At 71.1% G+C, this 14,054-nt stretch carries 4 protein-coding genes; 3 read left to right on the top strand and 1 reads right to left on the bottom strand.

The window, feature by feature from the left end; all coding sequences use genetic code 11:
* Nucleotides 1-247 precede the first annotated feature (247 nt).
* Both ABTY59_RS27625 and ABTY59_RS27620 read left to right on the top strand, forming a co-directional pair.
* Nucleotides 248-10,792 carry a LamG-like jellyroll fold domain-containing protein gene (locus ABTY59_RS27625; protein ID WP_352021745.1) on the top strand — a complete coding sequence of 3,515 codons (10,545 nt, stop codon included), beginning with the start codon at nt 248-250 and terminating at the stop codon, nt 10,790-10,792.
* Between the two features lie 14 nt (nt 10,793-10,806).
* A complete protein-coding gene (locus ABTY59_RS27620) occupies nt 10,807-11,373 on the top strand; it encodes an SMI1/KNR4 family protein (protein ID WP_352021744.1) in 567 nt (188 codons plus the stop codon).
* A gap of 132 nt (nt 11,374-11,505) precedes the next feature.
* Here ABTY59_RS27620 and ABTY59_RS27615 read toward each other — a convergent pair whose 3' ends face one another.
* On the bottom strand, nt 11,506-12,873 hold the full coding sequence (locus tag ABTY59_RS27615) for a C39 family peptidase (RefSeq protein WP_352021743.1): 1,368 nt from the start codon (nt 12,871-12,873) through the stop codon (nt 11,506-11,508).
* A 228-nt stretch (nt 12,874-13,101) separates the two neighbouring features.
* On the opposite strand from ABTY59_RS27615, the gene ABTY59_RS27610 reads away from it, so the two are divergent.
* Nucleotides 13,102-13,731: a uridine kinase family protein gene (locus ABTY59_RS27610; RefSeq protein WP_352021742.1), complete on the top strand. Its 630-nt coding sequence runs from the start codon at nt 13,102-13,104 to the stop codon at nt 13,729-13,731.
* Nucleotides 13,732-14,054 lie beyond the last annotated feature (323 nt).

Genomic DNA, 14,054 nt, shown 5'->3' with positions numbered 1-14,054 from the left:
GGCTGAAAGAGCATCAACTGGCGCACGATGACCGGTGATCCGCATCACGTCACAGGGTCTCACGAGTAGAGATTCGTCAACTTGATGGCTCTATTTCCGGTATGGCCAAACCAGTTGCCCAGGATCCGACCAGTCGGTTTCCAGTCAATATTTGTGAGTTTCCTGTGAGTCCGGATAGGACTGCCCCCGACTGATCAATCCTGTGGGGGCCAAAGCGGTGCGTATCACCCGTCCACTCGTCATATCCATGGCGATCACCATGACCGTGCTCGTGGGCACGGAGCAGGCAGCCGCGGCCGTCGGCCGCTGGTCTGCCGCGAGATCCGGCCCAGGCGCCGGCGACATACCCGAGCAGGGCTGGGGTTCGGCCCGCTGGCGCGGACACAGCGCCTCGGGCGACGCCACGGACGCGACCGCGTCCGGTGGCCGCGGCGGCGCGTTGAGGGCGCCCGGTGAACTCGCGCCCGACTCGGGCACCACGCGGCTGCAGCTGGGCAAGGCGCCCGGGACGCCGCTGACCTCCTACGTGAAGGTCCCGTCGCCCCGCCGGGGCGCGCCCAAGGGCTTCGACCCCAAGACCAGTGTGGAGGTGCCGGGCAAGCGGGCCGCCGACGCGCGTACGTTCGTCAACCCCGACGGCACCTTCACGACCCGGCACTACAACGAGCCGGTCAACTTCCGTGGCGACGACGGCACGTGGAAGGCGATCGACACCCGCCTGACGCCGTCGTCCCCGCTGGTGCGCACCGAGGAGACCCCGGGATCCGGCTGGCAGGCCCGGTCGACCGAGGACAAGGTCTACTTCTCCGAGTTCGCGGATGCGGAAACGTTCGTGCGCCTGGGTGTGGGCGTCGACGGCACCGCCGGGATCGGCTACGCGATCGAGGGCGCGGCCCGCTCGCGGGGCCGGGTGGACGGCAGTGTGATCACGTATCCGGACGTGCGCCCCTCGGCGGACGTCGAACTGATCGCCGGCAGCGACTCCGTCAAGGAGACGCTGATCCTCAAGGACAAGGGCGCGCCCACCGAGTGGCGGTTCCCGCTGGCGCTCAAGGGCCTCACGGCGAAGCTCGACGGCCACGGCGGTGTCGTCTTCGACGACACCGCGGGCCGCCCGCAGGGCCGGATGCCCGCCGGCTGGATGGAGGACTCGAAGCAGGCGCCGAACTCCCACGAGGGCGTCATCTCGTCCGGCGTCACCTACGACCTCGTCCGCGAGGGTTCCCGCCAGGTCCTGGTCGTCAAGCTCGACCGGACGTGGCTATCGGCCCCCGAGCGGGTCTTCCCCGTCAAGGTCGACCCGTCCGTGGACGGCATGCAGGCGGCTTCCGGCACCTACGTCGAGTCGCCGTACAGCACGAACTTCTCCAGCGCCCCCGAACTCAAGGTCGGCACGTACGACGGGGGCGGCCACAAGGCGGCCTCGTTCCTGAAGTTCAACGGCCTGGACACCACCCTCAAGAACGCATACGTCCTCCATGCGAACCTGAGCCTGTACAACACCTGGTCGTACTCGTGCACCGCACGGCCGGTGACGGTCCACGAGATCACGTCGAACTGGTCCGAGGGCAGCACCAACAGCTACCCCGGTCCCGCCACCGGCGGCGCCCTGGGCTCCAAGTCCTTCGCGCACGCGTGGCGCCCGGCGGGCACGAACACCTGGTCCTGCGGGCCCGCGTGGGAGTCGATTCCGCTCGGCGAGTCGGGCCGCAAGCTGGTCGACGACTGGACGCACGGGCGCAAGGCCAACTACGGCCTGGCGGTGAAGGCGGCCACGGACGACTCCAGGACCTGGAAGCAGTTCGGCTCCGACAACTACCCCGACGGCAAGCCCAGCCTCGACGTCACCTGGTCGAAGTACGGGGCGACGTACGGCCTGGGCGGCTTCGTCCAGCCCCCGACGGCCACCGCGGACGGCGTCTTCAAGGTCACCGTCACCAACCAGGGGCGCGAGACCTGGGGGAAGACCAGCAACTACAAGCTGCGCTACGACCTGTTCGACGCCAACGGCAACAAGGTGGGCGGTGACTACTGGAGCAAGATCCGGTGGACGCCGATGCCCTACGACGTCGCCCCGGGCGGCTCGGCCACCGTCGACGCGCACATCGCACCGCTGGCACCCGGCACGTACACCGTCCAGTGGACCATGGACGAGTACGGCGTACGGAGCTTCGTCGACGACGGGGTCCCGGGCCCCGCGGTCCGCTTCGACGCGGTCAACGCACCCCCGTACCTCACCGCCGCGGCCCCGCCCAGCGGCACCGTGGTCGACACGCTCAACCCGACCCTGTGGGCCACGGCCACCGACCGGGACAAGTCCCCGAGCTCGCTGACCTACCAGTTCGAGGTCTGCGAGGTCGAGGGCAAGGACACCAGGAAGAACTGCCGCGGCAACACCCACGCTCCCTCCGAGAGCTGGACGGTGCCGAGCGGCTGGCTCAGCTGGGCCAAGACCTACGCCTGGTACGCGTACGCCAACGACGGCAAGGACCAGTCCTCCCGGACCGCCCCGTCGATCCTGACCACGCAGGTCCCGCAGCCCGTCATCACCTCGCACCTCGGCGGTGCGGACAGCGGCCGGTCGTTCGGCGAGCGGGCCGGCAACTACGCCACCGCCGCCACCGACGCCGCCGTACCGACCGTGGGTCCCGAGCTCGCGGTCACGCGCACCTACAACTCCCAGGACCCGCGCCGGGCGAACGCCTTCGGTGCCGGCTGGGCGACGCGCTGGGACATGCGGGCGGTCGCCGAGCCCGACGGCAGCGTCGTCATCACCCTCGACAGCGGCAGCCAGGTCCGCTTCGGCAGGAATAGCGACGGCACGTACAGCGCGCCGTCCGGCTCGCTCGGCGTCCTGACCGCCGTCACCGGCGGGGGCTGGACCCTGCGCGACGCGAGCGCGGCCCTGTTCACCTTCGACGCGACGGGCCGTCTGACCAAGGTCAAGGACGGTCACGGCCGTGAGCAGCTCCTCACGTACACGTCCGGCAAGCTGACCAAGGCCACCGACGCGCTGTCCAAGCGCGCGCTGACGTTCACCTGGAGCGGCGCGCACGTCGCCTCGGTGTCCACCGACGCCGTCGGCCCGCTCGCTCCGGCGCTGAAGTGGTCGTACACGTACACCGGCGACCAGCTGACCAAGGTCTGCCCGCCGGATTCGACCACCGCGTGCTCGACGTACGAGTACACGGCCGGCTCGCAGTACCGGGGCATGGTGCAGGACGCCGACCCGGTCGGCTACTGGCGGCTGAACGAGGCCGAGGGCGAGTCCGCGGTCAGTGAGGCGGTCTCCCGCACCGGCCTGAGCGCCGGCCACTACCGCGACGTGACCCTCGGGTCCGCGGGCGTGCTCGGCGCGACCGGCAACAAGGCGGTCTCCTTCAACGGCACCAACTCCTCCGTGGAGCTGCCGGAGTCCGCGCTGGCCTCCTCCACCGTGCTGTCGGTGGAGCTGTGGTTCAAGACGGACACGCCCAACGGGGTCCTCGTCGGCTTCCAGGACGACCCGCTGGGCCCGACGCACCCCAACGTCTACAACCCCGTGCTCGCCGTCGACTCGGCGGGCAAGCTGCGCGGAGCCTTCGAGAAGGCCAACGGGGGTCTCGTCCCGATCACCTCCACGGCCACCGTCACCGACAACGCCTGGCACCATGCGGCGCTGACCAGCTCCGGCACCGGCCAGACCCTGTACCTCGACGGTCAGGCCATCGGCACCCTCGCGGGTCCCGTCAGCCACTCCACCAAGACGTACGCCTACCTCGGCGGCGGCTTCACCGACCAGTCGTGGGACGGCGCCGGCACGTACGGCACGCGCTACTACAAAGGCCTCATGGACGAGGTCGCGGTCTACCACCGCGCCCTCGACGCCGGGGCGATCAAGGCCCGCTTCGACGCCCGTACGGGCGGATCGAAGCTGACCAGGTCCACCCTCCCGTCCGGCCGGGTGAGCGCTCAGGTCGAGTACGACGGCGACACCGGCCGTGCGACGAAGGTGACGGACGAGAACGGCGGCGTCTGGCAGATCTCCGAGCCGCGGTACTCCGCGGGCTCGCAGGCCTACAGCGACGCGGTCCTGGCCTCCTCGCCGGTCAACTACTGGCGCTTCGGCGACAGCGGCGGCGCCGCCGCGGCCGACGAGATGTCCGCCGGCGGCAACGGCTCCTACCGCGAGGGCGTCGCCCTCGGGGGCGTCGGCGCGTTCCTCGACGGCGACGACGGCGCGATCACCCTCGACGGCGGCAAGGGCGCCGTCTCGGTGCCGAGCGAGTCGATCGCGGGTGCCTCTTCTCTCTCCGTGGAGATGTGGTTCCGCACGGACAAGCCGAGCGGAGTCCTGCTCGCGCTGCAGAACACCGAGCTGGGCACCACTCCGCAGATGTGGAACCCGAGCCTGGTCATCGACGCGGACGGCAAGCTGCGCGGCCACTTCTGGACCGGTCCCTCCGCGGGCTGGCCGGTCATGGGCGGCGTGAAGGTCACCGACAACAAGTGGCACCACACGGTGCTCACCGGCGGTCCCACCGGCCAGTCGCTGTACCTCGACGGCGTGAAGGTGGGCTCGCAGTCCGGCACGGTGAAGCCGGAGACCCTGAGCTACGCCTACCTCGGCGGCGGCTACTCCAGCGAGGCCTGGGACTCCCAGTCCCCGGCCACCCGCTACTTCAGCGGCCAGCTCGACGAGGCCGCGTTCTACTCCAAGGAGCTGGACGCCCAGGCCGTCGCGGACCACTTCAAGGCCCGCACCCGCCTGGTCTCCGGCAACGGCGACCAGTACGAGGGCGTCGTGATGGCGGACGCCCCGGCCGGCTACTGGCAGCTGGACGAGTCGGGTGGCACGACCGTCGTGAACAAGGTCGCCGCCGTCGGCGCCAACGGCACCTACACCAAGGCGACGCCGGGCAAGCCCGGCGCGTTCGGGTCCGGCGACCGCACCGCGGCGGAGTTCGCGGGCGCGGGGTGGGCCGAACTGCCGGGCGGACACCTGCCGAACACCGACCTGTCGGTCGAGCTGTGGTTCAGGACCGCCAAGCCCGGCGTGCTCTTCAGCGACCAGGAGAAGCCGCTCCCGGACGCCGTGGGCTACGCGCCCGTCCTGTACGTCGGCTCGGACGGCAAGCTGCACGGCCAGTACTTCACCCGGGGCGTCGCGGCGACCAACACCTCACCGAACACGGTCACGGACAACGAGTGGCACCACGCGGTGGTGACGGCGCTGGGTTCCACCCACACGCTGTACCTCGACGGCGCCCAGGTCGCCCAGACCACCACCACGCCGGTCACGCACGAGACCAACCAGCGCGCCTACATCGGCGCCGGCTACACCTCCTGGTGGCCCGCGTCGCCGGGCGACGGCGTGCAGTACCTCACCGGCCAGATCGACGAGGTCGCGGTCTACCCGCGGCCCCTCACCGGTGACCAGGTCGCCCGCCACTACGGCGCACGCGCCCACGCCTCGGGTTCCTCCCTGTCCTCGACGGTGACGGTCACCGACCCGATGGGCGCGAAGACGTCCAGCACGTTCGACGCGGTCCGCGGCCAGCGCCGCACGGCCTCGACGGACGCGGACGGCGGTGTCACCACGTACGCGTACGACACCGGCGGCTTCCTGCACACGGTCACGGACCCCAACGGTCACGCGACGATCACCGGTCACGACGAGCGCGGCAACACCGTCTCCACGACGACCTGCCGGGACGCGAACTCCTGCTGGACCTCCTTCGCGGAGTACTACGACAACCCCGCGGACAAGCTGGACCCGCGCAACGGCAAGCAGACCGCGGTCCGCGACGGCCGTTCCTCCGGCGCGGCGGACAACCGCTACCGGACGACGACCTCGTACACCGCGCTCGGCCTGACCGACACGGTCACGCTGGCCGACGGCCGCACGGCGTCGACGACGTACACCACGGGCACGGAGCCCGCGGTGGGCGGCGGGACCACCCCGGCCGGGCTGGTCGCCACGAAGAAGAGCGCCGGTGGCGCCACCGTCGCGTACGCGTACTCCGCGTCCGGCGACCTGGCGAAGTCGACCAGCCCGTCCGGCGTGGTGACGACCTACACCTACGACGGCATCGGCCGGAAGCTGACCGAGACCCAGGTCTCCGACAGCACCCCCGCCGGCGTCACCACCACCTACTCCTACAACGCCCTGTCCCGTGTCGTCGCCGAGACCGGTCCTGGCGTCAGGAACGAGATCACCGGCGTCACCCACACCGCCCGCGTCGGCCGCACCTACGACGCCGACGGGCGGCTGCTCACCGAATCGACGGAGGACACCACCGGCGGCGACGCCACCCGCACCACCACCCACCACTACGACACGCGGGGCCTCAACGACAGCGTGACGGACGCGGCCGGCAACGAGTCGACGTTCGCGCACGACGCCCTGGGCCGCGTGATCAGCGCGACGGACCCCGCGGGCAACGTCGTGACGACCACGTACACCAAGCGCGGTCAGGTCGCCGAGTCGGTGCTGAAGAACTGGACCGGCGACCCGTCCGGCCAGACCCGCGACCTGGTGCTGGAATCGAAGGCGTACGACCCGGCGGGCCGACTGGCCTCGTCGACGGACGCCATGGGCGCCACCACCGCCTTCACCTACTACGACGACGGCCTCCAGGCCACGGCGACCGCGAAGCGGGTCACCCAGGCCAACGGCTCCACGAAGGACGTCCTCCTCGGGTCGACGGTCTACGACGGCGCGGGCAACGCGGTCTCGGAGACCGCGGCCGGCAGCCGTACGACCGTCCACACGATCGATGCCCTGGGACGCACCACCCGCTCGGTGTTCGACCCCAACGGCCTGAACCGGGTCGCCACGTTCGCCTACGACACCGAGGGCCGGCTCACCGAGCAGACCCGGTCCGTCGACGGCACCGGCAAGAAGGTGACCTCGACCACCGAGTACGACGCGGTGGGCAACCCGAAGAAGGAGACGCTCACCGACGGCACCGCGACCCGGGTCTCCTCCGCCACGTTCGACCAGCGCGGTCTCCAGCTGACCCAGACCAGCCCGCGCGGCATCACCAGCACGGGCCGGTTCGACGAGCTGGGCCGTCTGGTCGAGGCGACCGCGCCGCAGGTGCAGGCCGAGGAGAACGGCGGTGCGGCCGCGGCCGTCACCCCCAAGTCCCTCGTCGGCTACAACACCTTCGGCGAGGTCACCGAGTCGCGTGACCCGCGCGGTCTGGTGACCAGGACGGAGACCGACAAACTGGGCCGCCCCGTCGCGGTCACCCTGCCCGACTACACCCCGCCGGGCGCGACCACGGCCGTCACGGCCGTCTCGCGCACGACGTACGACGCCCTCGGCAACACGGCGTCCACCACCGACCCGCTGGGCCGCGCGACGTACTACGCGTACGACCAGATGGGCCGGCTGGTCAGCAGGACCGACCCCGCGGTCGCCGGCACGCAGGGCCTGACGGCCCAGGGCACCACCTCCCTCGACGGCACCTCCACCGCCCTGTCCGGCGGCGGTGTCTCCACCTACACCTGGACCCCGACCGGTCTGCCGCTCTCCGCGACCGACCCGACAGGAGCACGCACCGAGTCCACCTACGACGAGCTGGGCCGCAAGCTGACCGCCACCACGGTCGAGCGCAAGCCCACCCTCCAGAACCTCGTCTCCCGCTTCACCTGGGACGACGCGGGCAACCAGGTCTCCTCGACCACCCCCGGTGGGCGGATCGCCGGCGCGACCTATGACAAGGCCGGCCAGGCCCTGACGGTCACCGACCCGGGCGGCGGCGTCAGCAGCGCCGTGTACGACGGCCTCGGCCGCCAGACCGAGACCAAGGACGCGACCGGCCGCAAGACCGTCACCGCGTACGACCTCGCGGGCAAGCCGCTCTCGACGTCCGACTACGGGACCGGCACGACGGCCCTGCGCACGACCACGACCGAGTACGACGCCGACGGCAACGTCACCGCGTCCGTGTCGGCCGGCGGCGCGCGCCGCACGTACGCCTACGACGCGCTCGGCCGGCTCACCCAGCAGGTCGAACCCGTCAACTCCACGGCAGCCGACTCGATCACGACGACCTTCGGCTACGACGCCGCGGGCAACCGCACGCGCCTGACCGACGGCCGCGGCAAGGCCACGTACTACACGTTCAACGCGTGGGGCCTGCCCGAGTCGACGATCGAACCGAGCACGACCCTCCACCCGGGCCTGAGCAACCGCACGTGGACGAACGTCTACGACGCTGCGGCCCGGCTCGTCACCGAGCTGCTCCCCGGCAACGTCAAGCGTCAGAAGACGTACGACGACCTGGACCGGCTCACCGCCGAGACCGGCTCCGGCACCGCCGTGGCCACCCGTCCCCGCTCGCTCTCCTACGACCTCGCCGGGCGTCTGACCGGCGTTGCCGGCGACGGGGTCCTCGCGGGCAACACGTACACCTACAACGACCGCGGCCAGCTCCTGGCGACGGACGGTCCGGGCGGCACCTCGTCCTACGCGTACGACGCGGACGGCCAGATGACCTCCCGCACCGACGCGGCGGGCCGGACGGCCTTCACCTACGACACCGCCGGCCGCCTCGACACGGCGACCGACCCGCTCACCGGCACCCAGGTGCGCAGCGACTACGACGCGGCCGGGCGACCGACCGCCGACGAGTACGCACGCCCCGCCGCCGGCGGCGGCTGGACGGTCGGCTCGAAGCGTTCGTACACCTACGATGCGCTGGGCCGCCTCGCGGACGACAGCGTCACGAAGACCGGCACGGGCACCGCGGTCCAGGGCACGGCCTACGCGTACGACCTCGACGACCGCCTGGTCAGGAGGACCGCGTCGGGCACGGCCGGAGCGGGCGCGGAGACGTACGCCTACGACCTCGCGGGCCGGATGACCTCGGAGACCAGCGGGGGCACCACCACCGCCTTCGAGTGGGACAAGGCCGGCAACCTCACCAAGAAGGGGAACGTCACCGGGACGTACGACTCCCGCAACCGGCTCCAGACCTGGGGCACCCAGACCTTCGACTACTCCGCACGCGGCACGGTCAAGGGCATCACGGACACCGCGGGCCCCGCTCGCACGATCAACTCGGACGCCTTCGAGCGGACGGTCAACAACGGCACCAGCACCTTCACGTACGACTCGCTCGACCGGGTCATGACCCACAACGGCACCGCCTTCGGCTACGACGGCGGCTCCAACAACCTCGTCAAGGACGGCACGTCCACCTACAGCCGCACCCCCGGCGGAACGCTGCTCGCCGGCGCGGTGACGGGGACGGCGGGCTCCGCCCGTCTCGCGGTCACGGACCAGCACACGGACGTGGTCGCGAACCTCACCGCGGACGGCACCGCGGTCTCCTCGTCCCGCGCGTACGACGCCTTCGGCAACGTGACCGCGTCGGCAGGCTCCAACCCTTCCCTCGGCTACCAGTCGGGCTGGACGGACAGCTCCACCGGCGAGGTCAACATGGCCGCCCGCTGGTACCAGCCCGGAACCGGCGGCTTCACCGGCCGCGACACCTGGCAGCTCGACGCGAGCCGGTCGGGGCAGCACGCGAACCGCTACTCCTACGGTTTCGGCGGCCCGCTCAACAGCACGGACCCGAGTGGTCACTGCATCTGGGACGTGTGTGCCGGAGAAGCCCTCCTGGTGGCCGCCGCGATCGGCGCCATCGCCAGCTGGGCGACCTACCAGCAGGTCTCGTCGCACTCGTACACCTGGGACCTGGACCTGCACTGGGAGCTGCCCTGGTCGTTCAGCACGGCGGCCACCAGCACCACCGGGTACAACCCCTCGATCAACTACCCGTACCAGCCGTACCGCACGAACTCGTCCAACCGCGGCAACGGCAACGTCCGGACCGGTGACGGCCGGGGCCCGTGCATCAACTGCGGCCCCAGGGGCCCGCAGGGACCGCGGGGACCGCAGGGGCCGAGGGGCAATCCCCGGGTCGACCGCCCGGTCAAGCCGCCGAAGCCGCCCATCCCGCAGAACCCCAACCGGGGCCCGCACCCGATCCCCGCACCGCGCCACATCCCCAAGATCGACTGGGATCCGGACAAGGACGGCGGCTGGGACCCGAAGAAGGGCTGGGACCTGATCGTCGGCGGGCTGAGCCTGCTGGACATGCTGACGGGCCAGGACAACGGCTTCACCCCGGACACGACCCCGGACACCCACGGCGCCCCTGGCGCCAACCCGGGTGGGGGCACCGATCAGGACGACTCGCGCGACTGCGTCAGCAGGGGCCAGCAGACGATCGACTACGGAACCCTGGACACCGGCAACGGCGACCGGCCGACGGGCATCACGGCCTGCCTCAACAAGGACCGGATCAAGGAGGGGACGAAGGCGAACCCCGACAAGGCGAAGGCCTACCGCTGGGCGCAGAAGTTCATCGAGGACAACACCGACCTCGACGCGGAGCGGGCCATCAACGCCTGTCACCTCTTCGCCGGCACGCTCGGAGGATCGGGAACCGAACCGAAGAACCTGTCCACGTGTGCTCGCCCGACGAACTTCTACTGGACCAAGGGCACGATCCACCGGATCGACGAGAACATGCGCTACTACGAGAAGATGGTGAAGGACGAGGGTTCGAAGGCGGGGGTGGTCATCGAGTACAAGGTGACGCCGATGTACGACGGGCCCCGGACCATCCCCTACGAGTACAAGCTCGACGCGACGATCTGGCGCAACGGCGTCCGGTCGAAGCTGATCGACAACAAGTCCGTGGCGAATGAGTTCCAGCCTTCGCCGCAGCTCAACCTGGGTCGCCAGTCCGACTCACAGGGCAGGCCGATACCGAGGGGGAACACGAGATAGTGGAGGAGATCGGGATGTCGATCGATGAGTTGCTGTCGCTGATGCCTCCGCATTCCGGAGCCGGCGCGGACATCGACTGGGACACGACCGAAAGCGCCTGGGGCTTTCGGTTCCCCGCGGACTACAAGGAGTTCGTGCGGCACTACGGTGCCGGTTCCATCGAGAACTTCCTCGCGGTCTTCGAGCCCGCGCTGGGTGCGTCGGAGCGGCCGGAAGGTGCGATGGCCGACGAGACGGCGGTGGCTCAGGAGCTGTGGGAGGAACTGGAGGGAATCCAGGGAGTCGACGCGGATCCGGAGCGGATTCTGGCCTGGGCCGTGAACGGCACGGCGGACATGCTCTGCTGGCTGCGGGCGGAAGGAAGCCCGGACGCCTGGCCCGTGCTCGTGTACGAGCGGGACAAGGACGCCTGGCGGCTGTACGACTGCGGCATGGTGGAGTTCCTCCTCCGCGCCTTCCGGGAGGAGGACCCCGGCCACCCGCTGTCCGGCACGCCGATGTGGGGGGCTTCCTCCCCTCGGTTCCTGACGCGTCGGGAGAGGCGCCGGATCGCCGATGCGGGCCGGGACCCCTGGGCGTGACACCACTGAAGTAGGACGAAGCGAAGGCCGCCGGAGCGATCCGGCGGCCTTCGCCGTTCCCGGCACGAGGCCCGGCGGGGCCGCGCCGCACGTGCCGTCGGACCGCCGGGACGGCCGCGGGTCAGCACCCGCTCACCACAGACCGAGCGCCCGCAGCACCCCGCGCTGACCCGGTGTCGGCTTGGCCGGCCAGTAGACGTAGCAGACTCCGCCGGTGCCGCTTCGGACCTTGCCGTTCGCGTCGTAGCGCTTCGTGCGGAGCCAGATGTTCTCCCACTCGCGCCGCGCGTACACCCGGCGGACCGCCGCGTTGTCGGGGGAGGCCGGGTCGTTGGCGATGACGTCGCCGTCCGGGGTGAAGCCGATGACCGTCATCAGGTGGCCCGAGGTGCCGTAGCCGGCTCCGGTCAGTTCCTCCTTGCGGAAGGACTGGGACGTTATGGCCGGGATGCCCGCCGCGACGAGGGCTTCGAGTTCGGTGAGCGAGCGGAGGCGGGTGACCGCGGCGTTCATGTCCGGGTAGGTGGCCGCGTACGCGGCGTTGAACGGCCAGTTGCCGCAGCCCTCGTACTGGTGGTCGTACGTGAAGCGGGCCGCGTGGCAGACCTGTGGGTCGGCGAAGGCCGGGTTCACCCAGGCCAGCTGCTCGGCCGTGGGCCGGCGCCCCCAGTACTCGACGATCATCTGGGAGGAGGTCGGGCTGCACCAGGCCTCTCCCCCGTTGTCGTACTCGGGGTACTGGCCGACGTGGGTGTTCTGGGAGTAGCGCGGGACCTCCAGCTCGTGCGCGAGGCCGGGCTCGGAGGCCGGGACCGTGAAGCGGTCCGGGATGTCGGAGGCCATCGCGCCCAGCCGCCGGACGGTCGGGGTGAGGGCGCTGCCCGGGGTGCGGTAGAGGGTCAGGCGGAGGCGGTACGCGCTCAGCCGCAGGCCGCTCGCCGGGTCGTCGATCGCGAAGGTGTCGGTCCAGACGGTGCTTCTGCCGTCGGTCTGGTCGTCGACCGAGGTGCGCCGGATGTCGTCGTCGCCGGAGGCCCAGCGGCCGAGCACGTACCAGGGGGTGGCGGTGGCGTCGGAGTACGTGCCGGAGAGTTCGACCTGGATCCAGGTGCCGGGTGGCGTGACGGCGTTCCAGGAGGCGATGACCTCGGTCGCGGGGACGGCCGGGGTGTGGACGGGGGAGGTCCAGCTCGCGTACTCCCAGGCGGAGGTGCGGCCGGTGTGCGGGTCGGTGTAGTCGACGAGCCCGGCGGGGGCGACGAGGACGAGGCCGGGACGGCGGCCGGCGACCGCCTTCGTGCCGTCGGCCGTGCCGCGCCTCCAGTCCGTGTACGAGGACCAGAAGCTGTTGTCGACGAGCCCGGCGGCCGGGGCGTGGCGGGGGGCGGAGGCGGTGGCCGAGGCCGGGCCCGCGGCTGTGGCGCGGCCGGTGGTGGCCGCCGCCGCGGCGGCCGCGAGCGCCGCGGCGAGGACGGTTCTGCGCGGGGTGGAGCTGGTCATGGGCGGTGACCCCCAGTCGAGAACGATGGGCGTACGGAAGGGCCGGGGCGTGGGCGTACGGGACCTCCGCACCGGTGGACGGACGGGGCTGCGCGGGCCCACTATCCCGGCTCCCGCGGGGCTTCCGCCAGCACTTCGCGCCGCGTCGCCGTACCAATATTGGTCTCTACCACTGATGGCGGCACCTCCCTGACCTGCGGCGGTCCCCCACTCCCCTACCCTGGGGCCATGAACGACCTCGACCGCGCGGCGCACGCGCTGCTCCGGCTGCCGCCCTCCTGCGGGCCGGTCCGGCTGATCGCGGTCGACGGCCACGCGGGCTCCGGCAAGTCCACGCTCGCGGCCCGTCTCTCCGCGGCCCTGGGCGACGCGCCCGTCCTCCACCTCGACGACCTCGCCACGCACGAGGAGCTCTTCGGATGGACGGACCGCCTGCGGGGCCAGGTCCTGGAGCCGCTCTCGCGGGGCGAGACCGCCTCCTACCGGCCGTACGACTGGCGGCTGCGGCGCTTCGGGGAGGCACGGGCGCTGCCGCCGGCGCCGGTGGTCCTCGTCGAGGGCGTCGGCGCGGGCCGGCGGGCGGTGCGGCCGTTCCTGGCGTGGCTGCTGTGGATGGAGCGCGGACCCGAGGAGTCCTGGGCGCGCGGGCGTCGGCGGGACGGGCCGGAGCAGGCCGCGTTCTGGGACGGCTGGACCGTGGCGGAGACTCGCCACTTCGCCGAGGACCCGTCCCGGGCCTTCGCCGACACCCTGGTACGGGAGCGCCAGGAGGGTTACGACTGGCTTCCCGGGCCGTCCGTGACAGCGGGCGCGCACCAGATCATCACGCACAGTGAGGGCGTTCTGTCCGTGATCTGAGGGCACGGAGTCCGCCCTCCGCAAGTGCCTCAACTTCGCTTGACCCAGGGGGCGTACAGGTCTTACGTTCTGAATGTGCGGCTTTTCGGAGCCGCCGCAGACACGAAGCCCCCGGTTGTTCCCCCGTGATCGGGGGCTTCGTTCTGCCCTCGGAAGCCCTCCCCGGACCCCTTCGGGAGTCAACTCTCCCCCTTCGGCGAGCCCCGGCGATCACCCAGGGTCACTGCTTCCGGATCATGCGCTTCTCCTTAAGCACGCACCCCTTGCGCAGGTACGATGCCCCCAGGTGCGGTCAAATCCCGTCCATGCGATGACGGTTGTGG

It is taken from the genome of Streptomyces sp. NPDC096079 (assembly GCF_040303145.1).
Classification (GTDB): Bacteria; Actinomycetota; Actinomycetes; order Streptomycetales; family Streptomycetaceae; genus Streptomyces.
This window is presented reverse-complemented; position numbering and strand designations above follow the sequence as displayed.

Coding starts and splice junctions, on each gene's coding strand:
- ABTY59_RS27620 (WP_352021744.1), top strand. CDS start 10,807: ATGTCGATCGATGAGTTGCTGTCGCTGATGCCTCCGCATTCCGGAGCC.
- ABTY59_RS27625 (WP_352021745.1), top strand. CDS start 248: ATGGCGATCACCATGACCGTGCTCGTGGGCACGGAGCAGGCAGCCGCG.
- ABTY59_RS27610 (WP_352021742.1), top strand. CDS start 13,102: ATGAACGACCTCGACCGCGCGGCGCACGCGCTGCTCCGGCTGCCGCCC.
- ABTY59_RS27615 (WP_352021743.1), bottom strand. CDS start 12,873: ATGACCAGCTCCACCCCGCGCAGAACCGTCCTCGCCGCGGCGCTCGCG.